A 22,899-nucleotide genomic window follows, 5' to 3' on the forward strand; every position below is an offset into this window, starting at 1 on the left:
GGATCTCGATGGGCTCCTCCCATTGGTTCGGGTATGACTTCTTCGATAATATTGAGTTTGCGTAACTCCGGTCCCGTCATTCGTAAGGCTGTCGCGGCATCGGCAGATTTTGAAGCGTCTCCCCACAGAATGGCGGCGCAGCCTTCCGGAGAAATCACCGAATAAATGGCATGTTCGAGCATCAGAATCCGATCTGCCACCCCCAGGGCCAACGCTCCACCACTACCGCCTTCTCCTGTGACTACAGCAAGAATCGGCACTTGCAATCTGGACATTTCCAGTAAATTTCTGGCGATGGCTTCGGCTTGGCCGCGCTGCTCGGCATCAACGCCGGGGTACGCTCCTGGAGTATCGATAAAGGTGATGATGGGTCGGTTGAAGCGTTCCGCTAATTTCATGAGACGCAACGCTTTTCGGTAACCCTCCGGCTTGGCCATACCAAAATTCCGGCGCATGCGTTCCTTCAATGATTTCCCTTTTTCATGACCGATCGCCATGATAGAGCGGCCCTTCCATGTGGCAAACCCTCCAATGATCGCGCGGTCGTCGCCGAACAGGCGATCACCATGGAGTTCCAAAAAACCTTCCGTCATGTGTTCCAGGTAATCAGAAATCGAAGGGCGCTGTGGGTGTCTGGCGATTTGGCTGTGTTGCCATGGAGAGAGATTGGCAAAGATCTCACGCTCAAGATTTGCCAGTTGTTCGGTTGATTTGACGATGGCTTCCTGAACTGAAACCTTTTGAGATTTTGATTTCACCAACTTGGCAATGCGTTCTTCAAGTTCCTTCAGGGGTTTTTCAAAGTCCAGGTATTCACGCACGGACAGGCTCCTTGGTAGAGGGAAATTATTGGAAGGTGACCGTGGATGTGCCGAGGAGATGTTCCACTTCTTCTAAAAACTCCGGAGACGGAGAAATGCCGATGTCCGATAATCCTGACATGCTGGCCGTCAGATCGGGATGCAAGTGAAACGCCAATGAAATAGGGGTCGGACCACGGTGGCGTTCGAATATGTCTTTTAAGTCTAGCAGATTGTGGGGGAGAACGTCCTGTTCGTGGACCTGGAGCGTCACATGCTTCACCGTTTCATTTTCTAATTGGGAGAGAGATTCGACTTTGGTGGCCTTGATGCGGGCGCCGTTATCCATCAGGTCAACGGTTCCCGAAATCCGAACGACCGATTCCGGCCCCAATAATTCTTCGTGTTGCTTAAAGGTTTCGGGGAAAATAATGGCTTCAACGGTTCCGTGCAAATCTTCCAACTGGGCATAAGCCATCCTGTTGCCTTTTTTCGTCGTGGTAATTTTGAGGCTTGAAATAACCCCGCAGACTTTGACCTCTCGTCCGTCGCCGACGTCGCGAATAGTCTGGGTGGAGCAGGTAGAAAAATGAGTGATCCCAACGCTGTGGCGGTTGAGAGGATGCGCAGTGATATAAAAACCGGTTAGCTCTCGTTCATGTTTGAGTAAGTCATTCTGAGACCATTCGGGAATCTGTGGAATGACGAAACCAAAACCGTCTTGCTTTGGCGTTGCCGGCTCCGGAGCCAGTATTTCAAACAGACTGGTTTGGCCTTCCCGTTTATTACGTTGAATCGTCGAAGCATGGTCCAGGGCTTCATCCAGAACCTGAAACACGCTGGCGCGCGTGAGACCCATTGAATCAAAGGCGCCGACCTTAATGAGTCCTTCCAACACCCGTTTGTTGACCTTCTGCGAATCAATGCGGCAACAAAAATCAATAAAGGAGGAAAATGGGCCTTCCGTGTCTCGGGATTCTAAAATCACGTCCACGGCGTTTCCGCCGACGTTTTTTATCGCCACTAACCCGAACCGGATACCCTCAGGCACCACACTGAAGTTTTTTAAACTTTGATTGGCATCGGGTGGCAGAATGTGTACTCCCAATTCACGACATTCCGTAAAATAGCCGACCATCTTGTCAGTATTTCCCATTTCAGATGTCAGCAATGCCGCCATAAATTCAGTGGGAAAGTGGGCTTTCAGGTAAGCGGTCTGGTATGTCACGACCGCATAGGCTGCGGAGTGTGACTTGTTGAACCCGTACCCTGCGAAAAAGGCCATTTGATCAAATAATTTTTCGGAGAGTTTTTCCGGAATTCCCTTTCCTTTGGCCCCAGAGACAAATAATGCCTTTTGTTTGGCCATTTCCTCATGTTTTTTCTTGCCCATCGCCCGGCGAAGTAAGTCGGCTTGCCCCAGTGAAAATCCTGCTAACTGGTTGGCGACGGCCATAACCTGTTCCTGGTAGACGATCACCCCATAGGTTTCTTTGAGAATGGGTTCCAATTGCGGGGGGTCATACACAATTTGGGAGGCATCGCGTTTTCGTTTAATGAAATCGTCCACCATGCCGCTCTCTAAGGGGCCGGGGCGATAGAGTGCGAGGATGGCGATCAGGTCCTCAAACGTTTCCGGTTTGATTTTGACTAACAGGTTTCGCATGCCGGAACTTTCCAGCTGGAAAATCCCTGAGGTTTTTCCGGAACTGAGGAGTTCAAATGTCTGGAGATCATTTAATGCCAGATTGTTAATATCCAGGGGAGACTCAGTTGGAAGCTTGGCATTGACCATCCGAACCGCGTCATGAATCATCGTCAGGGTTTTGAGACCCAGAAAATCGAATTTTACCAACCCGACTTTTTCCAGATCGGTCATAGTGTACTGGGTGACAATTTCGTCGTTACTTGTTTTGTAGAGGGGCACATGGTCCATGAGGGGTTTTTGCGAAATGACCACACCGGCGGCATGAGTCGAGGCATGCCGTGCCAAGCCTTCCAAGGCCATCGCCGTATCCATGAGTTCCTTCATCCTGGCATCTTGATCAACAAGTTCTTGCAGACGGGGTTCCAGTTTCAGGGCATCCTGGAGGGTGATGTTGAGTTGGGTGGGAACCAACTTTGCGACCCGGTCAACTTCCGCATAGGGAAAGTCCATGACTCTCCCCACATCCCGAATGGCAGCTTTGGCACCGAGTGTGCCAAAGGTAATGATCTGGCACACATGCTCCTCACCATATTTCTCAATGACATAGTTGATCACTTCGCCACGGCGGTCCATGCAAAAGTCCATGTCGATATCCGGCATGGTGACACGTTCGGGATTGAGAAACCGTTCAAAGAGCAGGTTGTAGCTGAGGGGATCGAGGTCCGTAATTCGCAAGGCGTAAGCCACAAGGCTGCCGGCAGCCGATCCTCGGCCGGGGCCGACCGGAATTTTGCGGGATCTGGCGAAATTGATGATATCCCACACAACCAAAAAGTATCCGGCATACCCCATGGCATTCAGCACGGCAAGTTCGGTGTGGAGTCGCTGCTGGTAGACCTCTGAGGCTATGGCCGTCGGGCGTTCCCGTAAACGGGCTCGAAGGCCTTCTTCTGAAAGATGCTGAAGGTAGGAGTCATGAGATTGACCCTCAGGCACGTGATAATCAGGCAGATACGTGGTTCCGAACTCCAAATGAAGATCGCACTGCTCGGCCACCTGGGTCGTATTCAAGACCGCACGGTCAAATTCTGAAAATTCCGCGATCATTTCTTCGGTGGACTTTACATATAACTGGTCCGTGTCAAACTTCATCCGGTTGGGATCTTTGAGCGTTTTTCCCGTTTGAAGGCACAACATGATTTCATGCGGACGCGCATCTCGTTTATTCAGATAATGGCAATCGTTGGTGCCCACCAACGGGATGCCAAGCTTCTTATGAATTTCTAATAATCCCCGATTCGCAACAAGTTGATGATCCAGGCCGTTGGCCTGCACTTCCAGATAATAGCGGTCTTTTCCAAAGATGGACCGATACTCATCTGCCACCCGGAGAGCCCCTTCCATATCCTGGTGGTTAATGAGCTGAGGCACCTCTCCGCTCAAGCACCCTGAAAGGGCAATGAGACCTTCCTGATGTTCCTGTAATAATTCCTTGTCCATGCGAGGCTTGTAATAAAAGCCTTCAAGATAGGCCTTGCTTGAGAGTTTAATGAGGTTGTGATAGCCAACTTGATTGGTCGCAAGAAGAATCAGATGAAAATACTCGTTATGCGCAAGGTGTCCTGCCCGCTGGGTGCGGTTGCCTGGAGCCATATAGGCTTCACACCCGATAATCGGTTTCACATCATGAGCTTTGGCTTTTTGATAAAAATCAATGGCCCCAAAGAGATTGCCATGGTCGGTCATGGCGACGGCGGGCATGCCAAAATTCTTCACCTGTTGGAACAGGGGTGTGAGTTGGTTGGCCCCGTCGAGGAGGCTATACTGGGTGTGAAGATGGAGATGAACGAATTGTGCTGGCACTCATATGATCCTTCCCTAAAAAAATTCTAATGAGCACCTCGAGTGAAGTCAAATGAAATCACCATCTGAAAAATAACGCGGTATCCGGTTTCTGGATTTTTCAAGAATTGCAAGAAAAAAAGAAGAAATCATGAGGAGAATTAAGATAAAAGTAATCCAGAAAAAATGGGCACAAGTATGTGGATAAACCGGCAGTATCCGATTGAAAGACAAGATAGGGAATGCGTTAAGCAGATTGCTTATTTGGTGGGCATTGTATTGAACGATGAAACCCCTACCACGGGTTGGGTCACAAGGATGCTCCAAAGAAATACCTGATTCCAGAGAAAGGATTTTTCTCCACCATTCGTTCTCGACCCTTCGTCGTGCAGACATACTGGCATCTCCGCGCTCTTTGCGGAAAAGTTGTGATGGGAAACCCGGGATGAATATAGTATGGACAGCAAGAGAGAGCGAATCTGAAGCGTGTGCTTTTCAGGTAAAAGGAGTGGGAAGACATGATTCTAACAACTACGCACAATGTTGAGGGCCATCAGATTAAGGACTATTTAGGTGTGGTAGCAGGAGAAGCCATCTTGGGGACAAATTTTTTCAAGGATTTTTTTGCCAATATTCGTGATATTGTTGGGGGCCGATCGGGGGCATATGAAAAGGAATTGCGCCGCGCCCGGGAAATCGCCTTTCAGGAAATTCAGGAAGAAGCCTTAAGGGTAGGAGCAAATGCCATTGTTGGAATCGATTTGGATTACGAAGTCATGGGAGAAACCGGGAGCATGCTCATGGTGAGTATAAGCGGGACTGCCGTGAGGGTTGAGTGACTGAATGGGTGACGGAGGAAGAACTTCACATCTTCATAAACTCGAATGGTTGAACTTGAACATTCAGATCAACGAAGTTGAGAAAGGAATTCAATATTAAATAATTTTCCCTAAATAAAAACATTGACCAAAATGTAGTTGGATCGATAAACTAAATCAGTTAAATAAAACAGAAACACTAATTTCTCACGTCTGAGATAATCTTTAATAAAGGAGGACCTCCATGAAGGCAAAAAAAGGTGTCGTTGATTTTCTGAATAAAGTTCTGACCAATGAACTCACCGCGATCAATCAATATTTTCTACACGGCGAAATGTGTGGAAATTGGGGATACGAACAATTACATAACGAAATCAGAAAACATTCAATTGATGAGATGAAGCATGCGGAAGAGATTATTGAGCATCTTCTCTATTTAGAGGGTGTTCCGAATATGCAGCGATTGGGAACGATTAAAATTGGAGAAACGGTTCCTGAGCAATTTAAATCAGATTTGGCTCTTGAGCACGAAGCGGTTGTCCTTCTCGCTGAGGCCATTGCCCATTGTACCACTGTGGGAGATTTCACTACACGGGCAAAACTCGAAGGCATCATCAAAAGTGAAGAAGAGCATATCGACTGGATAGAAACGCAATTGGAAACCATGAAGCAGGTGGGAGTGGAAAATTATCTGTCCCAACATATGCATAAAGAATAGCCGTTTCTTTTCCTCAAACGTAACAGGGCTTTCCGGGATTGTCGATGAATCCTGGAAAGCCCTTTTTCATGGAATGATTGAGGGGTAGCCCTATCGTGAAATAGCCTGAATTGAAGGCCGGTTGCTGAGTCTGGTGAATGGAATCTTTGGCCTGCCTGTTATGCCGACCAAAACCAGGTCAGTCCGCCCATGAACATTCGTGGAGTGCCGGGGACAAAGTGAATATCGGAAACACCCCCGGCAGGTTCTCCGGGAAGACGGGATTCATAAACAAATTGTGCCTGACGCCAATCGGTATTGGTCAAATTGCGGATACTCAAAAACGCCTCAAGTCGTTCGGTTGGAGGCACAAGAGGAATTTTGTAGCGAAGAACCAGGTCGAAAATCGTAAATGGTTCCAGCTTTACGCGGTTATCTTCCGTGCCGGCACGACTTCCCACGGTCAACATTTGTAACATTCCCGATAGCCCAATGGGTAAGCGGGCTGTGACCGATGAAAACGCGGTGAACTGAGGCGCCAATGGGACGGAATCCCCCGTTTTCCGAAATTCAGCATGGGTGTATGTGATGTCTCCACGAATGGAGAGCCATTCCAGTGGCGTGATTCTGGTGCTGATTTCTGTTCCCAGGCGACGTGTCTTTCCTCGCCTTTCCGTTGTGCCTTCATCCCCCACGAATACCAGTTCAGATCCAAGATCCAACAGCCAAGCCGTAGCCAGGAATTCCGTCCAGGTCCAGGGTTGACTGCGGATGCCCACCTCATATCCGATCGCGCGGGTCAGAGTGGCGGCCGAAGGATTCAACACGACATCCCGAGCGTCATTGCTATGAAATCCCGTTCCGGCATTCATGAAGAATTCCGTGCCGGCCCAGGGGCCAAGAATTAAATTGGCTTTCCCGCTGGTAATGGAATCGGAGGCTGTTCCGTTCGGCCGTACCGAACAGTCTGTTCCGCAACGATCATTCACGTTATAGGTAAAGACATCCAGCCGGCCTCCTCCTACAAATCGTAGCCAGGGACGGAATTGAAGGTCCATTTTGAGATACGGAGAGTAAGAGGCTTCGAAAATGTCAGATTCCTGAGTGATAGCAAGGGATGAGCGTTTTTGCTGGGTGCCCAGACGAACGCGGATTTTATCAAACCGCGTCTGAAGTCCTGCAGTCAGGATACCTTCCCGATCGAACAGTCGAAATGTTTGACGATACCCGACATCACTTCCCGTTAACCATCGTCGGTCTGTCTGTTCAATCCCATCCCCATTGACCGGATCGTTCAGGAAATACGTGAAGTTGGTGTACAGGGACAGATAGTAATACTGAGCCCACAGGTTGGCGAAGGCGGTCCCTCCGCCGGGAAGATCGTAATGGTAATCCAATCGACCGGTGCTGCGAACCGATTTGCCGCCTTCTGAAGGATCAAGGGAACCGAATCGGTCCAATCCCCCGGACGTCACTTCCCGTAAAGGAATCTGGCCTGCCCCATTCCATCGTGCATAATATTGGGTAAACGTCACACTGAGTTGGGATGTGGCCGAGGGATCAAATGTCAGTTTAGCCAGTCCGTTGTACCGCGTATTGCGATTGACAAAGTCGTATGGCCCATCAGTGTAATAAAATTCGCCGGCGAAAAGGGTGCGGAATCTATCGTGAGTGGGAGAGGTCATGAACAGATGTCGTTGGGTATTGAAATTCCCTCCGGCGGATTGCACTATGGTTTGGGGAACCGTCTCACGGGTAACATAATTGGCGGCGCCGGCGGTGGCAAAATCACCATATTCCACATGGTAGGGTCCTTTTTTTACCGTAATTTCTTCGATGGTTTCCGGAATAATGAAATTGATGTCCCCGTATCCTTGACCATGAGCATGGCTGCGCATATTGATAGGCATGCCATCCACATGAAGGGCCAGGTCTGTGCCATGATCGGCGTCAAAGCCGCGCAGGAGAAACTGATCAGCCTTCCCGGCGCCGCCTGAATGTTCCAAGGTAATAAGTCCCGGAGCCAACCGTAATAAATCGGCAGGCCGGCCTTGAGGTTGAAGCAGGATATCCTCATTCAGAATGATTCGATTGGACGATGCTGCGATAGGGCGTTCTCCGACGACTTGCACTTCCTCTAAAACCGTGACCTCCTCCTGGTCATGGGCTGATGCGGTACCCATCCACAGGAGGATGAAGAGAAGAAGGACCTGTATATCCAAAGCAGGATAAGGTGTGTGGGGATGCTGAGGAACCATCGGGTTGATACTGAGGAAGAGGGTGGAGGAGTAAGAGGTAGATCTGATGGTAGCACGAAAGTAAAATTGGTAACACGATTTGTAGCAAGGTCCGGTGATATTGTCAATTCAAAATCGTGAAGGCTATGGAGAGAGGAGGCATGGGGAGGATCGGAAGACATGCTGTGAGGAGGGAATGTCTTGAAATGAGGAATGAAGGAGCGCTATTTCACGGCCTTTCCGGTGGTCGTCATGGTAAGTTGTCCATGCTTGACCCCTTTAGTTTTAATCAGCAAATTGGCTAAATCGACGAGAGCTGAACTTCGCCCTCTGACCACAATGACTTCCAGACAATGGTCGTGATCCAAATGCACATGCAGATTAGAAATGATTTGCTTTCCGTATTCGTGCTGATGGTGCGTTAATTGTTGCAGCACATCTGATTGATGATGGTCGTATACGAGAGTAATGGTGCCGACGGTCTCTTTATTTCCTCCCCATTCTTCCCCGACAAGCTGATTGCGGATGAGGTCTCGAATCGCCTCAGAACGATTCTGGTATCCTTTCCGATTGATGTGTTGATCAAATGCGGCAAGGAGTGGTTCTTCAAGAGAAACCCCAAAGCGGACCAGTTGACTCATTGGCATGTTCCTTCCAGTTTTGTTTTGGCTGTCCCCTATCCTATGGTCTTCCATTGAAAAAGACAATTGATGGGCCATAAAGAAGATTGGTCCGAACAACATGGATGCCAATTGGCCTACAACCGTTGCGGATTTGAAGTCGTCCTGGGGAGGGTGAAGAATGTGAAGGCGTGAGAACTTAATGGTTAATCCCAGAGTGACGATCCGGAGGACAAGGCCATCAGAACACCGGGAATGGTCGTCATCACACCCACGCAGGCCTGGGGCCAGTTATAGAGCCATGTCAGAGATCGAGCCGGATCCCAAAAGGGGATAGCCATGATCAAGAACAGGAGGTCGATCCTACACCAAAAAGGAGGATATATATGATGGCCTGGCTTGCTGAAAGGGTGGTGTTCAGGGTTAACAGGATCAGTGCAGATGATCCAGCCATCCCGTGCATCAGGCCAACCAGCAACGCACGATAAGGAAAGCCATGGGAATGATCATGGAAAGTTTTGTCAGGGTGTGCAGGTTCGGTATGCCCATGCGCATGAAAGTGGGGTAAGTGGGGTGGGAGATCCGGATGTTGCTGAATATGAACATGAATCCGGTTTTTTGCATTCGTCGGAACATGTCGATTTCCAACCCAACCAACATCATACCTACCATGAGTTCCAAGCCATGTGTAAATTGTTCGGGAATGATGCTTCCCAACAGCAAGACCAGCGAACCGAAGATCAATAACGCCCACGTATGCCCCACTCCCCAGAGCATGCCCTCTTAACGGTCCGGGCGATCGATCCGCTTCAGGTGGCTAAAAAAGCTACGGCCGCGGCATGGTCGGCCTCACAGGCATGCCGCATCCCCGAAAAATCCTAATCCGAGAATACTAAGTATCATAATTCTTTGTGAGCCTGGATGGTTAGTCGATGTTGTTGAATACATCGGAACCATCCAGCCCCACTCTCACCAGAAATTGGCAGGACTTACCACTCGTAGGGCACATGCTTATTAAAGCATACGTGGGACCATGTTAATTGATACGAACGGCATCGAGTCAATTTTAGGCATCAATATCAGGTCGACCGACTGGAACATATGCGAATATCCCTCATTGGCTCATCCAGTTCGAACAGCCTTACGTGCTACGCATTTCGATAATCAGAGTCTGGAGAAACGAAGGGAAAAGGGTCGTCCTTGGGCAGAGATCGTTACTTACCCAGGGCCCGATCAAGATTGAAGGCCGCGCTGATGAGGGCGAGGTGCGTGAAGGCTTGCGGGAAATTCCCCAGGGCCTCACCGTGATGCCCGGTTTCCTCAGCATAGAGTCCAAGATGGTTGGCATATCCGAGCATTTGCTCAAACACAAGACGGGCTTCTTCTAAGCGATTGCGATCCGCCTGCCCTGCGCGGGTCATGGCTTCCACGAGCCAAAACGTACAGAGATTAAAGGTACCCTCTTCCCCATCCAGTCCGTCCTGGATTTCGGATAAATTATACCGATAGACCAGTCCGTTGGAGACCAGGCCTCCTTGTTCCGGCTTCTGGTTGATGGCATCCAGGGTCTTGAGCATTCGGGGATCGGTAGGAGAGACAAAAAATACCAGGGGCATCACTAAATTCGCGGCATCCAACGAAGTGCTTCCATATCGCTGAACAAAGGCTTGTCGTTCTGAATCCCACCCCTTGGCCATGATCTCCTCATAGATGGCATCCCGGGTCTTTAACCAACGCTCGCGATCGGCCGGGAAGGACCTTTTTTCGGCCAAGCGCAGTCCCCGGTCCAAAGCCACCCAACACATCAATTTGGAATAGACAAAATGTTGTTGACCCCCTCGCACTTCCCAGATGCCTTCGTCTGTGCGGTGCCAGTTGTCGCAGACCCAGTTGATCATGCGCCGAAGGTGTTTCCACAAGTCGTACGAAATCGGGGTGCCATACTTATTATAGAGATACACGGAATCCATTAATTCCCCGTAAATATCCAGTTGGAGTTGGTTGTAGGCGCCATTTCCGACTCGGACTGGACCCGACCCCCGATAGCCTTCCAGGTGATCTAACGTTTCTTCGGTGAGTTGATGGCGTCCCTCAATGCTATACATGAGTTGCAGTGATCCATCAGGATTCAATTCATGACATCGAGCCTCCAGCCAATGCATGAAGGCAGAGGCTTCTTCAGTAAAGCCAATGCGTAATAAGCCATATAAGGTAAACGCGGCGTCACGGATCCAGGTGTAGCGGTAATCCCAATTGCGAACCCCGCCGATCTCTTCAGGAAGACTGCAGGTTGGAGCGGCGACAATCGCTCCGGTCGGCTCGAACGTCAACAATTTAAGAACCAAAGCCGAGCGGTGGACCATTTCCCGCCAGCGACCTGTGTACGTGCATTGCGACAGCCATCGACGCCAATAATCGACCGTGTGTTTAAATAACTCTTCCGCTTGTATTTCCGGGCAGGAGAAGGTGGCCTGGGAGTGACCCGATTCGGTCTCTTGCAGACAAAAATCGACTTCCTCTCCTTCTTGAAGGGTGAACTCCGTCATGATCATGTCGCCATCCTGCTCGAGTGGAATGGTGGACCCAAGTCGAAGAGCCAGGGAAGGGGATTGGAATCGAGCCCCGTCCTTGGTGATCGTAAGCGTATGGGTATCGCGACCATAATTAAAGGCTGGATGGCATTCCAGACGAAAGGTCATCGATTTTCTGATGGCTTGCACCCGGCGGATCAAACCGTGCCGGATACAGTCGGAGGTATGAAACCCGACCGGCATAAAATCGATCATTCGCCCCACTCCTGCCGGAGTATGAAAACGGGTTACGAGGACATTGGTATCGGGCCAATAATATTGTTTGGATTTGACCCCGTTGGGAACGGGTGCGATTTTAAACCGTCCACCCTTGGCATCATCCAGAATGGCGCAGAACACGCTGGGAGAGTCGAAATAAGGGTAGCAGAACCAATCGATGGACCCGTTCATGCCGACCAGGGCGGTCGTCTGCATGTTTCCGATCAATCCGTAATTTTCGATGGGTTGATAAGGCATGTTTTTCTTGTCGGCTCAAAAAGGCTGAGGATCACTGAACAATCAAATGGGCACAACCTGCTGTCCGAAGGGAAACAACCTGTGGCACAAGGGCCTCGTGATGCCTTGTACGTGCCGCGATCAGATGAGTGTTCTATTTATACCTTGAGAGCCCGAATAAGGCTAGTCCGGATCCTCATAATCCGGGTTTGAGCAGGCGCTCGTTGGTTCGTGGAGCACTCATCGCTTTTTCGCCTGGCCTCATTCATTCATCACCATATGGCTTAATGCATTGGCTCTAAGCGTATCGTAGTGGATCCCCCAAGAGGGTAAGAACTTGATGCGCTCTTCCATGAGGTCAACGATGATCCGTGGCTATACGGTCCATCTCTTATGGGATAGGCGTGAGGGAGGCTGCGTGATTCAATGGATGAAAATGGCGTTCATTTGAGGTACATTGTGCAAATCGTTACCAGTTTGCTTCATCTCGCAAGGAGCAGGAATTCGAAGGCAGTGCGGGAAGCCTGATGCCTGTTTACCCATCCCACGTCACGATTGAAGGGCAACTCTATGCCTTTCAGGGCATTCTGAAGGATGACTTTTTTTCTCGCAATCTCCTCTATAAGAATCAGGCGAATGAAGGGTATGTCCTCAAGCTGAGCGATTTTCGATTTGTGTTGGGCTGGCTGTTTCGTCCCCTGACGGGCTGGATCTCCAGGCGGGAATATCGAATCTATCAAATGGTTGCCGATCTCCCGGGCATTCCGGCGTTGGGACCGCGATATGGGAAACGAGGATATTTTCATCGGTTTATTGAAGGGCGCACGCTTCATGAAATAGAAAGGCATATCCAGGATCAATTTAACGTGGTGGTTGGGGATCCTGTCATTGCCAAGTATGCCACATCACTGGCTCCTGACTTTTTCGATCAATTACGGCTCATAGTTGAGGCGGTTCATCGTCGGCGCATTTTTTATGCGGATTTGAATAAACGGGGGAATATCATTTGTTCGACGGAGGGAAAGCCCTTTCTCATCGACTTTCAAATTTGCCTGCCTATTCCGGTCCGACAAGGATGGGTCGGTGCGCTGACTGAGAAGATTTTTCAACGGTTGATTCGGGAGGATCTCTATCATCTGTATAAACACAAACACACGTTTCAACCGCAGATGGTATCCGAGATGGAACAGGAGTTAGCGCAACGTTCAAATTTAAATAGGTTGTACCGCCGCTACCTGTGGCGGCCGTACATTGTGGTGAAGCGATTAATCTATCCGCATGGGAGCAATGAAACCATCTGGTATAAGTGGAAAAAGGAAAAAGACCAATCCCCCAGAATGTCCTAATGCTCTGATAGATGTAATAGGGAAATGGCCTCGCTCCTGGTGAAAACCCCTGCATCCGGGATCAACATACATATCAATGGCAGCGGTTCTTATCATGACATCGCGGGTGTGTCATGCCGGATGCAAGGGCAGCATTCTTTTAATTTGCTCCACAATCACTTCAGGCGCTTCAGAAACGTTAACGAACGGGACGTCGTGGGGCTCTTCGAGCGCCCTGAACTGACTGTCTAACAGGTCCGCTTTCATGAAGTGCATTGTTCGAGATTGCAGGCGTCGATGGATCAATGTGTAATTGCCTCGCAAATACACTAACGACACCTGGGGTCGGGCATCTGTAAACCACTGCCGGTAGATCTGTTTTAAAGCGGAACACGTAATCACGGCGCGCTGTGACTTTGTAATCAGGTCAAGAACAAGATTATGCAACGCCTGGAGCCAGGGAATCCGATCTTCGTCATTCAACGGAACTCCATCCCGCATTTTGGCCAAATTCGTTTGTGAATGGAAATCATCGCCTTCGAAAAATGACCAACCGAGATCTCCGGCCAGGAGTTGACCAATGGTTGTCTTCCCTGAGCCAGAGACTCCCATCAGGATCACGATCCATATGTCCCGGTCCTTTGTCTCTCTCATAGCGAATCTTTAGGTGCCCATTTCTTCCAGAAGTGAGACGAGGTCATCAGCATGTTCCTCTTCGACAGCCAAAATGCCCTCAAGCATCCGGCGGGAAGTCGAATCATTGGTGCCTAAGTAATTGATCATTTCCCGATAGCTATCAATGGCAATGCGCTCGGCAACCAGATCTTCCTTGATCATTTCAACCAGGGATGTCCCTTCCACATATTCCGCGTGACTGCGCATCAGCATACCTTCCGGAGAAAAATTCGGGGCACCGCCAAGCTGGACAATGCGTTCTGCTAGTGGTCGGCATGGCCCTGCTCTTCATTGGCATGGTGGAGAAACTCCGCCGCCACGCTCTGAGCATGAATTCCCGAAGCCATATAATAGTGCCGTTTATACCGGAGAACACAAACGATTTCAGTCGCCAGAGCCTCGTTCAGCAGCTTAATGACGGTATCCAGGTCTGCTGCATAGCCAGGTGTCACCGCTCCTTTTTCGATGTGTTCTCTTGCGCGTTTACGTAAGGTTTTGATGTCTGTGAGAAATGGTTGGTTTTTCACAATGAATTCCTCCCAATACGAAAGTTCTCATCACTCATGGAATGGAAGATGATGAACCCTTCAATCTATTTTCTTGATCCGGGGATCATGCACCTCATGTATTGAATGAATTAACATTTTCTCAGGCCTGTCTCTTGGACGACAATGACCAAAATGTTCAATATACTATGGCTTTTATCTAGACGAGCCAGGACTTGCAGATGCAAATGGAATGGACCATCCTGTCTTGTGGCATTCAGGGTTTTTCCCCACTTGCATGCTATGGTGGTTTAGCTTTTCATTCGTCCATCGAGAAGATAGATAGCGAAGGTCCTATCGATGGTTACGCTAAACGATTGGTGAGGGTTTTGTGTTTTTTGGACGGGCTTTGGGAATAACTTCTTAAGGCTCAATCGGGTTCAAGTCAGGCAAGTATGTCGGCAAATATTTCAGTGTGCATCCCTGGCTTTCAACGAGGGTTGTGGTGGTCGCAGATGTATGGAAGGAGGCATTGTCCCTGAGCACAGCCTGCGCGGGATGCCACTCTGGTAGGAGCACCTGTTTAAGTCAGGTGTGACATGCCATGGTGTCGCCATAGCCATCAATTCGCAGCGGGGTCATCAGGTGGGAATCGTTGAATGCTGTAATAAGGCGGATCCGTTGTATTCTGGCGCCTGAAACTTCTCTAAAGATTGGTGTCCCGCCGTATGCTCGTCAATGGAGCGCCTCCTCTATGCCACTTTCATCAAGGTAGACAAACGCTTTCGGCTTCTGACCTTCCAGGGCCTCCGGAACCTGAGCCCGGGCCTCGGCGTTTTGTTCGACGTACCGCATCGTTTTTTTTTCGAGTGATCTGCAATCGCCGACAGGCTTTCCAGATAGCAACGGCACTAACCGCAAACTCACGCCCAAGTTCCTCAAGCGTCGCATCGGGATGGGTCGCGATATAGCTCACAAGCACAGCATCATCCAATTTTCTAACCACATATTTGCCCCGGGCTTTCGGGGTCACATGTCCCTGCATTTGATATTGCCGGGTCCAGCGATACAGAGTATCCCGGCCAATATTGAAAATTTTGCACGCCATTTTTTTTCGCCCACCCTCTAGGACAAATGTCATGGCTCGCACCCGAAGATCAATACTATAGGCATTGCTCATGCACCCGATAATAGCAAATGGAACGTCTTAGTTAAAAGTTAAATACTAAATTATTGGTTTTCCCCGGTTGCATTTATTGCCTGTTTCATTTTTAATGGCGAGAATTTGCCATAGTTTGCTTGGGGCTTACTTACCAATCGAGATCTGTTCACTATTTACATGTTGAATACCCTCTGCGCTTGCCGCGAGGGGCAATTATTTCCGATCAGGAATGGTCAAGGAATTCTCATGCCGGAAACTCATCCATTAGGTTTTTCACCAATCAGGCGAAGGCGTTTTTTACAGATGAAGTCGTGCGAATCATTCATTCAATCATTCATACATATCTTTTAACATTCATAGAAAGGAAGAAGGACTTGAAAGCTTTGATCTACAACGGACCCCAAGACGTTAGTGTGAGAGAAGTTCCAGACGCGAAAATTGAGCAGCCCACTGACGTGTTAGTGAGGATAACCACGAGTAATATCTGTGGTTCCGATTTACACATGTATAATGGAAGGACTGCTGTTGAGCCTGGGACGGTATTCGGGCATGAGAATCTCGGTGTGGTGATCGAGATTGGAAATGGTGTGACTCAGATGCAGGTGGGTGATCGGGTGTGCCTCCCATGTGATATCAGTTGTGGATTCTGTAAAAACTGTAACAAAGGTCTGACGGCGTTCTGCCTCACCGTCAATCCCGGAACCGCTGGCGGAGCCTATGGGTACGCAGGAATGGGTCCGTACCGCGGTGGACAGGCGGAGTTTCTACGGGTGCCCTATGGTGACTTCAATTGTTTGCGTCTGCCTGAGGATGCTGAGGAGAAAGAAGCTGACTATGTGATGCTCTCCGACATCTTTCCGACCGGATATCATGCGACCGAGCTTGCGGGTGTCCAGCCGGGTGACTCTGTGGTCATCTATGGCGCGGGACCGATCGGGCTCTTGGCCGCCTATTCGGCGATGCTCAAAAGTGCGAGCAAAGTGATGATTGTTGACCGTCACCCTGATCGTCTACGACTGGCAGAAAGCATCGGTGCCATCGCCATTGACGACACAAAGGTTTCCTCGATCGAACAGATCCTGTCGTTAACCGACGGGGAAGGCGCGGATGCGGGTTGCGAATGCGTTGGCTATCATGCGCACGACCCTCAGGGGCATGAACAGGTCAATTGGACGATGAACAATCTTATACGATCAGTTCGAGCCACAGGCGTAATTGGTGTGGTGGGGGAGTTTAAGCCGGAAGACCCGAAGTTGTCCTATGAAATGGTTCAGAAGGGACAGCTGGCATTCGACTGGGGTCTTTTCTTGTCCAAAGGGCAGCGGATAGGAACCGGGCAACCCAACGTCAAGGCGTATAATCGTCGGTTATGCAAACTGATCGCCGCGGGCAAAGCCAAGCCGTCGTTTCTTGTGACGCAGGAGTTGCCACTTCGGGATGCCCCTGATGCCTATCGTCATTTCGATGCGCGGCAGAACGGATGGGTGAAGGTCCTCCTCAAGCCAGCAGCCTGAGAGATAGAACTGGAAGACCATTCAACATGAGCAGCCTGGTAGCACTCATCAGTGACATGGCACCAGGTTCACCTCACAATTCCGGTTGAAGATTGCACCGAGTTAGCCGAGGCTTGGGAAGGTCCACGATAACCTCCCCAGGCCGGCGAACTTGGGTCCACCAAGGGTGGGTTTTCAAAACATATCTTTATACATGCCCAGGCTTTGATTCAAAATATTTTGCGCCACTTTTTTCTCTAAAAATTCCTCCACCACCACAGCTTTGTGTTCAAGGGTCTTATACTCTTCAAAGAAATGGCGCATTTCGGAAATGAAGTGCTGTGGCAATTCTGAAATATCTTTAATGTGACTCACACTGGGATCGCCTGCCGCAACTGCGATGATTTTGTCATCCGCCTCTCCGTTATCAAGCATGCGCATGACCCCAATGACTTTGGCCGGCACGATACACATCGGGACCACATCAATTTGTGAAATAATCAGAATATCCAGGGGGTCTTTGTCTTCACAATACGTTTGCGGAATGAACCCGTAATTGGCAGGGTAATACACGGAAGAATATAACACTCTGTCCAGTATCAGCAGGCCACTCTCTTTGTCTAATTCATACTTTGCTCTGGTGCCTTTGGGAATCTCAATGATTCCATTCACGAACTCGGGTAACTTGTCTCCTGGGCTGGCGTGATGCCAGGGATTAAAATACTGACTCTTGGCTAATTTGTTCATCGTGGTATTCCTGCTATTCAATGGTTGGTGAGCGTGGTGATTTCTATGGGGAAGCGATTCAAGTCGTGCTTCATCAGATTAACTTGTGCTTCCGGTATTCCGTGTACATGAAATGAGGTACTCAATTTTTCCGACGTATAGTGTGCTCCATTATCTAAATACCGTGTAATAATTTTTTTCACCATTAAATATTCTGAACCGGGGAACTTCTCGTGTGGGTTTTCCCTGATACCCATTCATGCCTCTCCCATCACTTGGTTTCCAACCGTGAGGGAACAGTCTGCAAAGAAAATCTCAACCATTCGCACTGGATAGATTGCCACCCGATGGAGCCGGTCTTGCTCATTGGAGGAATGTGCTGGAAGGGATGGGGGTTTCGGTCTTAGCGCAAAAGCCTTATGGCACAATGACGTTCTTTTTTTGATAGATCGGTCCTGAATGATTATCCGGAAGTTTGCCTCGGCTTTGCGCAAGAATAACGAACCCTCACTCTTCTGTAAAGTACAAAAAAGGGTTTAGGGCTGGAATAGAGGCCGGCCAATTGATTAATCAGCCTATCCAGTACGGGAATGTTCGAAGACCGACAAGTCCTCTCCGGTCAGGGTGTACGCTTTGCCAAATCCCATCACAAACTGCCCACTTTTCGTGTGCAGGTGAAACAGGACAAAGTCCGGCAGTTGCCGTAACAGACCCGCCATCTTGCCATGCCGTTCCTGATAGTCGTCCATCACAGATTCGTAGTCGGGACTATCGGGTGGGATATGTGTGGCCTCACACAAGTATGTGACCCTTGGACGGGCGAAAATCTGTGACGTCGACTGTTCATCAGCAAGGATCATAATCGCGACAGTCCCGTTTGCCAGCAGATGACGGGTATGCGCTGCGAGTTGACTGACAAAGATGTAAAAACTGCCGGGAGCCCGGTGCAAGTAGGGCGTATAGCTGCAGTGGGGAATGCCGTCCACCCCGACTGTGGATAGCTGGAGACTTTGCATACCCTCTATGAGACTGGCGCAAACCATAGCCGGCTGCTCATCGTTCATGGGATTTGACTACCTCCGTGTATAGGGTTTCTCGCTCTTTCATGTGTGTCCTGCAAAGGTTGTTTTCCCTGGTTCGACCCCTGCCGTCCGGCCCTCTGGATGGACGCTCTCATGTGCCAGCGAGCCTTGTTTGAGCGCCGCGAGTTGGCTCGCCCTCCCGTGCCTTGCGTCCATCTCATTGAATGAGGCCGGACGGGGCGTCACTGGTTTTGGCTCCTTTTGCCGAAACAAAAGGGGCTCGGATGCCGGGCCGAGAACCGGCAATACAGAACATCACGTCGACACGAAAACCAGGTACATACGTGCGAGGGATTCACCTACCAGAGATGTTTCCACGTCCACCCCTAATCTGGACTTCCGATACTTATCATAATGGCTGTAAGGCCAGTACCATAAATTCTGAATGATCCGCACTTTCCCCCTGATATATGGTTTTGTGGCAAATGGTCATAGAGCGGCAAAGAATGTCGGTTAATGCTTGTTGGAACACGCGCGATGGAGAGCGGCTGCCGCATCTGACAGTTCAAGGGCGAGAAGCAGCCGCTGTTTAGGAGTGAGTTTCCGAGCCGCGTCAATCTTGTGGTTCGCGAGCCTTTCACCAAGTTGACTAGGACGGCGTGAGCCACTAAAACTTGGATCGGAGGTGTTCAATTTCATGAAAAAATCTTACCTGGAAACATCGGATCCGTTACTGGGGAAATGGATTGGCATCGTTATCGATAGGTGTCATTATGCCCCATGTGGCTTGGTCACATTCGTAGCGCCAGATGAAGTTTTCCAACAACAGAGCGCTGTTTGCAAAAATGTGCCGACTCAGTACCCCCGCCCGGTGCTCCCCCCTTTCATGCTACCCAACGGAAGGGCCTCATACCGTGTCTTCAGATCTGGATGCTCATTGAGATACCCCTTTACGGCGGCCTCATCGGCGAAGACCTCAGGGCTGCGCTGGCGATACTCGTCAATCGTCAAATCATGCTTCGCCAACAACGCGCTAAGTTTTGTATTGATATCCGCGCCCATTTCCTTCATCGCCTCGGGCGAGGGTCGTTGCCCGTCTCCATAACCTTTTCCACCCTTAAAATAGTTCGTCATCATCTCGCCGATCTCAATACGGGACTTCACAAATTTCTCCACCTCAGCCGGTTCGGTGGCCAAGCCAATTCCTGTAAAGAGTGCGAAACTCAAAGAAACTCCGATCATCATACGTGACAGATTCATTGCCATGCGTTCCTTTCAGAATGTGAAAATAAAAATTGATACAGTCGAGTCAAACCATTATAGCATCGCCGTCCAAGGTGATGCGTGTCAAACGTGGCAGGTCATGCGTTCTGGTGTCAGTGATTAAATTGGATCGTATTCGCAGAGGAGGTGCATGACGATGCGCACCAGATGCGGAGCTGGATTTCGTGTTTGGAGTTCACCCGTTAGCCGACAGTGAGGTTGGCCTCAAGGTTATAGTGGTCAACTTGATAGGTTTTTCCGTTTTCGGCAGTATGTGCAAATTTTGCATACACTAAAGTGGGGCCCAGTTACCCTCCCGAAACCCATTCCGCAGATGTTTGGTAATGACCGAGCGCTCGTGCCTGAACAACTGGCTCAATTGCCTCTGCGTTAGCCAGACCGTTTCTTACTCCAGCCGCACGTCCACCCGTACCTGGCCATCTGGGGCTTCATACAGGAGGACCTCGCCGCCGGGTGAGGTGAAAGATTGTTCGGTGAGCCTCATCAGACGCCCTCCGGCAGGGCTGGATTCAAAGGACCAAGACCCTTTCGTAGTCGGTTCTTGAGCACGACATGCGTAAAGTCTTCCATCTCCCCCTGGGAGAGGATTAGGCCGAATGTATCGCCAGTGGGCGACATATCAGGGCCATGCAAGACAGCGTAGCCGAGGGCTTCAAGCCAGAGCGGAGTCTTCGACGATGGAACCAAGGATGATACCACTCATGCGTTTACCTCAGTTGAACCTACTATTGTTTCCTTCGCGGCTTTCGCAGGCAAGCAAGCCTCAACAAGCGAGCAGAAATCCTGGACTTTTGCAGCATCAATCTTGCCGGTATCGTATTGGTACAGAATGTGTTGAGGCTTGCGATGGTCCGATCCGGCGGGAGGTACTCCAAGCATTGTTTCCAAGTCGCCCGCTATCTGTTTGATGCACAGCGTCAATGTCGCGTCCTTTGACTCCTCGATCAGCTTGTTAATCTCAAAGTGTTCGTCTTTACTATTATCGTCGTCGTGAATCACTGCGTGCGATACTCCAAGGCGGCTGAGAAGATTCATGAAACGGTGGATATTGTATTTCCCAATACAGTCGAGGACATAAAAACCGCAGTCGGCATTCGCGATCTTGCCGTCGCCAACAAGCCGGTTGACAAGCGCAACTTCAGTTGCGCCCTCAACAAGCAAAACGTGATTTGCGAAGAAGAAACTAGACCGGTCAGGGTTGAGCCATAGGAAGTGTTTTACTGCCTCCATTTCTGGTTTGGAGTCATCTTCGTGAAGTCTCTTCGCCATTTTCGGATATTTTTTGCCAATTGCCGTGATTGTTTGATTCGAATCCACATTCTCACCCCATGCAGCTGGGTCGATCTGAAAAACCTCACATCTGCCGGCGCTTCGGCGAAGACGAACCACGGCCGGAATATCCGCCGCATTCTTGCTAACGAAGTGTGAAGAATGTGTCGCAGCGACCACCTGCCAGTGGCCAGACGAGGCAACAGCCATGAGGTTCCGAGCCAGGATTTCCTGTTGAGGGGGGTGCAGGAACGCCTCAGGCTCCTCGAACAGAACGAGATTTAGTGATGGTGTAAAGTCGTTGGTTTTCTTCGTGGCTTTTTTGCCAACATATCTCGAACCGAGCTGAATAAGAGAGTAGATGAAGTGCCGTTGAAATCCAGACCCGTAATAGTCGATGCCTTGAGCCTTGCCATGGAACTGGTCGAACAAATCCCAGCCAAGCATCGACTTAATGATTTCGGCTGCTGATGGTGCTGGAAACTTGAGTTTAAACTCAGAATCCCAAGGTCTCAGGAGAATATTCAGTTCATTCTCGAATCCTGATAGAGAGCGATCATCTCCTGTCTTTTCGTCTCGTATGGAGTCCGAGAACTTCCTTACACTGGCGGAGAATTCGCCGTAGGCTTTTCCACCCTCCACGACATCGGTCATGATGTCCGCCAGCAAATCGCGAAGAGCTGAAGGGCCACTGAGCTTTGCGTGCTCGTCTACCTTGCTGATCGCTGGAATGTACACCAAGTCGCCAAGCTTTCCGCTCTGGACGTTTTTGGCTCCATAAAATGGTTCAGTCGACAGAGCGCCATCGCTCCTGTAGCCGAATATCGAGCCCGCTGCGGATTTGCCATCATGTGTCTTAACTGCCGTTTGAAAATACTTGCGCACACGCAGCAGTTTCGGCACCGCTTTGTAATCATCAGCGAGAGTCTCGTACTCCTCCTCTGTCAGAGAGAAGACCATTTCGATCCAGGATTCCCCATCGGTGGTCTCCATAAAGGGAAAGTCATTTTCCCTCTTGAACTTGAACCCGTCCTTTTCATAAAAAGCCCGAATGGCATCAATCACACTGCTTTTTCCTGCATTATTAGGACCAACAAGCAGGGTGTAGCTCCTAAATGTGACCTGCTGATCAAGGAGACCACGGAAGTTGTGAATTGTGACATTCGTCAGCTTCATGTCGTCTGATGCCGAATGGTTCCCTCCAGGTCCTTCACCCGCAGTTCGCCGGAGATGTGCTTGGGCAAAAGTGTCTTGCACAGTGCGTCGGTGGCTTTCCAGAGCTTCTGCTCAAATCCGACCGTCGCCTCGTTCTGATCTTTTTTGGTTTTTGTTTTTGGTTGGCGTGCCATGTGTCGTTCAGAGGAAATCCTTTTATTTTTAGATGCCAGAATAGCCAACCCCTATATTAAAGTACAGATGGGTTTACGGGAGGATGTTCGGATGAGAGATTCCTGCCAGAAGCTAGCAGGAATAACAAGCCAAAAAGATGGAAACCCGATAACAGCTGTCGGGGATGACAAGCGGGGGGAGTCTTTAAAAAAGGCGGGCCGTTACGAAAAGAAGGCGTTCTGGGAGACGAGGTCATCTTCAGGCTGGGCTAGATTCTTCGCCTCTGGTTCAGAATGACAATGCTAGGAGGAATGAATTGGGGGACAGAGAGGATATGGGTGCGCCGGGGTGTCATCAGGCTGGGCTCAGATTCTTCGCCGTGGGCTCAGAATAATGGTATGGACTCCCCCTTTAAGGACGGCATCGGATGTGCCAAGCTGG

Annotated in this window: 20 protein-coding genes; 6 read left to right on the forward strand and 14 right to left on the reverse strand. The window is 49.8% G+C overall.

What is annotated here, in order from left to right; genetic code table 11:
- Together AAH187_RS14360 and AAH187_RS14365 are read right to left on the reverse strand one after the other, a co-directional pair.
- The coding region (locus AAH187_RS14360; protein WP_342349154.1) for an acetyl-CoA carboxylase carboxyltransferase subunit alpha at positions 1-821 on the reverse strand (821 nt) is incomplete at its 3' end.
- Between the two features lie 25 nt (positions 822-846).
- Entirely contained in the window at positions 847-4,311 is a 3,465-nt protein-coding gene (locus AAH187_RS14365; RefSeq protein ID WP_342349155.1) for a DNA polymerase III subunit alpha, read from the reverse strand.
- Between the two features lie 497 nt (positions 4,312-4,808).
- Between AAH187_RS14365 and AAH187_RS14370 the strand changes: the two genes are divergently transcribed.
- Positions 4,809-5,129 carry a heavy metal-binding domain-containing protein gene (locus AAH187_RS14370; protein WP_342349156.1) on the forward strand — a complete coding sequence of 107 codons (321 nt, stop codon included), beginning with the start codon at positions 4,809-4,811 and terminating at the stop codon, positions 5,127-5,129.
- Between the two features lie 223 nt (positions 5,130-5,352).
- Entirely contained in the window at positions 5,353-5,826 is a 474-nt protein-coding gene (bfr, locus tag AAH187_RS14375; RefSeq protein WP_342349157.1) for a bacterioferritin, read from the forward strand.
- A 158-nt stretch (positions 5,827-5,984) separates the two neighbouring features.
- Here bfr and AAH187_RS14380 read toward each other — a convergent pair whose 3' ends face one another.
- Together AAH187_RS14380 and nikR are read right to left on the reverse strand one after the other, a co-directional pair.
- The gene (locus AAH187_RS14380; RefSeq protein ID WP_342349158.1) at positions 5,985-7,988 is read right to left on the reverse strand and encodes a TonB-dependent receptor; all 2,004 of its coding nucleotides are present in this window, start codon (positions 7,986-7,988) and stop codon (positions 5,985-5,987) included.
- 278 nt (positions 7,989-8,266) lie between these two features.
- Positions 8,267-8,689 carry a nickel-responsive transcriptional regulator NikR gene (gene nikR / locus AAH187_RS14385; RefSeq protein ID WP_342349159.1) on the reverse strand — a complete coding sequence of 141 codons (423 nt, stop codon included), beginning with the start codon at positions 8,687-8,689 and terminating at the stop codon, positions 8,267-8,269.
- A 414-nt stretch (positions 8,690-9,103) separates the two neighbouring features.
- Here nikR and AAH187_RS14390 point away from each other — a divergent pair, with 414 nt between their 5' ends.
- On the forward strand, positions 9,104-9,409 hold the full coding sequence (locus tag AAH187_RS14390; protein ID WP_342349160.1) for a hypothetical protein: 306 nt from the start codon (positions 9,104-9,106) through the stop codon (positions 9,407-9,409).
- Between the two features lie 9 nt (positions 9,410-9,418).
- Positions 9,419-9,544, forward strand: coding sequence for a hypothetical protein (locus tag AAH187_RS14395; protein WP_342349161.1), 126 nt, complete (start codon positions 9,419-9,421; stop codon positions 9,542-9,544).
- Between the two features lie 332 nt (positions 9,545-9,876).
- Here the strand turns inward: AAH187_RS14395 and AAH187_RS14400 are convergent, their stop codons facing one another.
- Positions 9,877-11,709, reverse strand: coding sequence for a glycoside hydrolase family 15 protein (locus tag AAH187_RS14400; RefSeq protein ID WP_342349162.1), 1,833 nt, complete (start codon positions 11,707-11,709; stop codon positions 9,877-9,879).
- A gap of 506 nt (positions 11,710-12,215) precedes the next feature.
- On the opposite strand from AAH187_RS14400, the gene AAH187_RS14405 reads away from it, so the two are divergent.
- Positions 12,216-13,034, forward strand: coding sequence for a hypothetical protein (locus AAH187_RS14405; RefSeq protein WP_342349163.1), 819 nt, complete (start codon positions 12,216-12,218; stop codon positions 13,032-13,034).
- A gap of 111 nt (positions 13,035-13,145) precedes the next feature.
- Here the strand turns inward: AAH187_RS14405 and AAH187_RS14410 are convergent, their stop codons facing one another.
- The 4 genes from AAH187_RS14410 to AAH187_RS14425 form a co-directional block, all read right to left on the reverse strand.
- The gene (locus AAH187_RS14410) at positions 13,146-13,667 is read right to left on the reverse strand and encodes a gluconokinase (RefSeq protein WP_342349164.1); all 522 of its coding nucleotides are present in this window, start codon (positions 13,665-13,667) and stop codon (positions 13,146-13,148) included.
- A gap of 9 nt (positions 13,668-13,676) precedes the next feature.
- Positions 13,677-13,895 carry a ferritin-like domain-containing protein gene (locus AAH187_RS14415; RefSeq protein WP_342349165.1) on the reverse strand — a complete coding sequence of 73 codons (219 nt, stop codon included), beginning with the start codon at positions 13,893-13,895 and terminating at the stop codon, positions 13,677-13,679.
- A gap of 56 nt (positions 13,896-13,951) precedes the next feature.
- Positions 13,952-14,215 (reverse strand): ferritin-like domain-containing protein, encoded by a 264-nt coding sequence (locus AAH187_RS14420; protein WP_342349166.1) that lies wholly within the window; start codon positions 14,213-14,215, stop codon positions 13,952-13,954.
- 724 nt (positions 14,216-14,939) lie between these two features.
- Entirely contained in the window at positions 14,940-15,353 is a 414-nt protein-coding gene (locus AAH187_RS14425; protein WP_342349167.1) for an IS630 transposase-related protein, read from the reverse strand.
- A 356-nt stretch (positions 15,354-15,709) separates the two neighbouring features.
- On the opposite strand from AAH187_RS14425, the gene AAH187_RS14430 reads away from it, so the two are divergent.
- A complete protein-coding gene (locus AAH187_RS14430) occupies positions 15,710-16,849 on the forward strand; it encodes a glutathione-independent formaldehyde dehydrogenase (protein WP_342349168.1) in 1,140 nt (379 codons plus the stop codon).
- Positions 16,850-17,023: 174 nt separating this feature from the next.
- Here AAH187_RS14430 and AAH187_RS14435 read toward each other — a convergent pair whose 3' ends face one another.
- The 5 genes from AAH187_RS14435 to AAH187_RS14455 form a co-directional block, all read right to left on the reverse strand.
- The gene (locus AAH187_RS14435) at positions 17,024-17,575 is read right to left on the reverse strand and encodes an inorganic diphosphatase (protein WP_342349169.1); all 552 of its coding nucleotides are present in this window, start codon (positions 17,573-17,575) and stop codon (positions 17,024-17,026) included.
- A gap of 554 nt (positions 17,576-18,129) precedes the next feature.
- Positions 18,130-18,618 carry a pyridoxamine 5'-phosphate oxidase family protein gene (locus AAH187_RS14440; protein WP_342349170.1) on the reverse strand — a complete coding sequence of 163 codons (489 nt, stop codon included), beginning with the start codon at positions 18,616-18,618 and terminating at the stop codon, positions 18,130-18,132.
- An 813-nt stretch (positions 18,619-19,431) separates the two neighbouring features.
- The gene (locus AAH187_RS14445) at positions 19,432-19,836 is read right to left on the reverse strand and encodes a hypothetical protein (protein WP_342349171.1); all 405 of its coding nucleotides are present in this window, start codon (positions 19,834-19,836) and stop codon (positions 19,432-19,434) included.
- A 723-nt stretch (positions 19,837-20,559) separates the two neighbouring features.
- Positions 20,560-22,305, reverse strand: a complete 1,746-nt coding sequence (locus tag AAH187_RS14450; RefSeq protein WP_342349172.1) for an AAA family ATPase — start codon at positions 22,303-22,305, stop codon at positions 20,560-20,562.
- Positions 22,302-22,478 (reverse strand): hypothetical protein, encoded by a 177-nt coding sequence (locus AAH187_RS14455; protein WP_342349173.1) that lies wholly within the window; start codon positions 22,476-22,478, stop codon positions 22,302-22,304. Before AAH187_RS14455 ends, AAH187_RS14450 begins: the two co-directional genes overlap by 4 nt.
- Positions 22,479-22,899 lie beyond the last annotated feature (421 nt).

It is taken from the genome of uncultured Nitrospira sp. (genome assembly GCA_902500695.1).
Classification (GTDB): Bacteria; Nitrospirota; Nitrospiria; order Nitrospirales; family UBA8639; genus Nitrospira_E.

What these genes read in the sequence shown, in the direction of transcription:
- AAH187_RS14370 (WP_342349156.1), top strand. Translation starts at nt 4,809, where the DNA reads ATGATTCTAACAACTACGCACAATGTTGAGGGCCATCAGATTAAGGAC.
- bfr (WP_342349157.1), top strand. Translation starts at nt 5,353, where the DNA reads ATGAAGGCAAAAAAAGGTGTCGTTGATTTTCTGAATAAAGTTCTGACC.
- AAH187_RS14380 (WP_342349158.1), bottom strand. Translation starts at nt 7,988, where the DNA reads ATGGGTACCGCATCAGCCCATGACCAGGAGGAGGTCACGGTTTTAGAG.
- nikR (WP_342349159.1), bottom strand. Translation starts at nt 8,689, where the DNA reads ATGCCAATGAGTCAACTGGTCCGCTTTGGGGTTTCTCTTGAAGAACCA.
- AAH187_RS14390 (WP_342349160.1), top strand. Translation starts at nt 9,104, where the DNA reads ATGATCCAGCCATCCCGTGCATCAGGCCAACCAGCAACGCACGATAAG.
- AAH187_RS14395 (WP_342349161.1), top strand. Translation starts at nt 9,419, where the DNA reads ATGCCCCACTCCCCAGAGCATGCCCTCTTAACGGTCCGGGCGATCGAT.
- AAH187_RS14400 (WP_342349162.1), bottom strand. Translation starts at nt 11,709, where the DNA reads ATGCCTTATCAACCCATCGAAAATTACGGATTGATCGGAAACATGCAG.
- AAH187_RS14405 (WP_342349163.1), top strand. Translation starts at nt 12,216, where the DNA reads ATGCCTGTTTACCCATCCCACGTCACGATTGAAGGGCAACTCTATGCC.
- AAH187_RS14410 (WP_342349164.1), bottom strand. Translation starts at nt 13,667, where the DNA reads ATGAGAGAGACAAAGGACCGGGACATATGGATCGTGATCCTGATGGGA.
- AAH187_RS14415 (WP_342349165.1), bottom strand. Translation starts at nt 13,895, where the DNA reads ATGCGCAGTCACGCGGAATATGTGGAAGGGACATCCCTGGTTGAAATG.
- AAH187_RS14425 (WP_342349167.1), bottom strand. Translation starts at nt 15,353, where the DNA reads ATGAGCAATGCCTATAGTATTGATCTTCGGGTGCGAGCCATGACATTT.
- AAH187_RS14435 (WP_342349169.1), bottom strand. Translation starts at nt 17,575, where the DNA reads ATGAACAAATTAGCCAAGAGTCAGTATTTTAATCCCTGGCATCACGCC.
- AAH187_RS14440 (WP_342349170.1), bottom strand. Translation starts at nt 18,618, where the DNA reads ATGAACGATGAGCAGCCGGCTATGGTTTGCGCCAGTCTCATAGAGGGT.
- AAH187_RS14445 (WP_342349171.1), bottom strand. Translation starts at nt 19,836, where the DNA reads ATGAATCTGTCACGTATGATGATCGGAGTTTCTTTGAGTTTCGCACTC.
- AAH187_RS14450 (WP_342349172.1), bottom strand. Translation starts at nt 22,305, where the DNA reads ATGAAGCTGACGAATGTCACAATTCACAACTTCCGTGGTCTCCTTGAT.
- AAH187_RS14455 (WP_342349173.1), bottom strand. Translation starts at nt 22,478, where the DNA reads ATGGCACGCCAACCAAAAACAAAAACCAAAAAAGATCAGAACGAGGCG.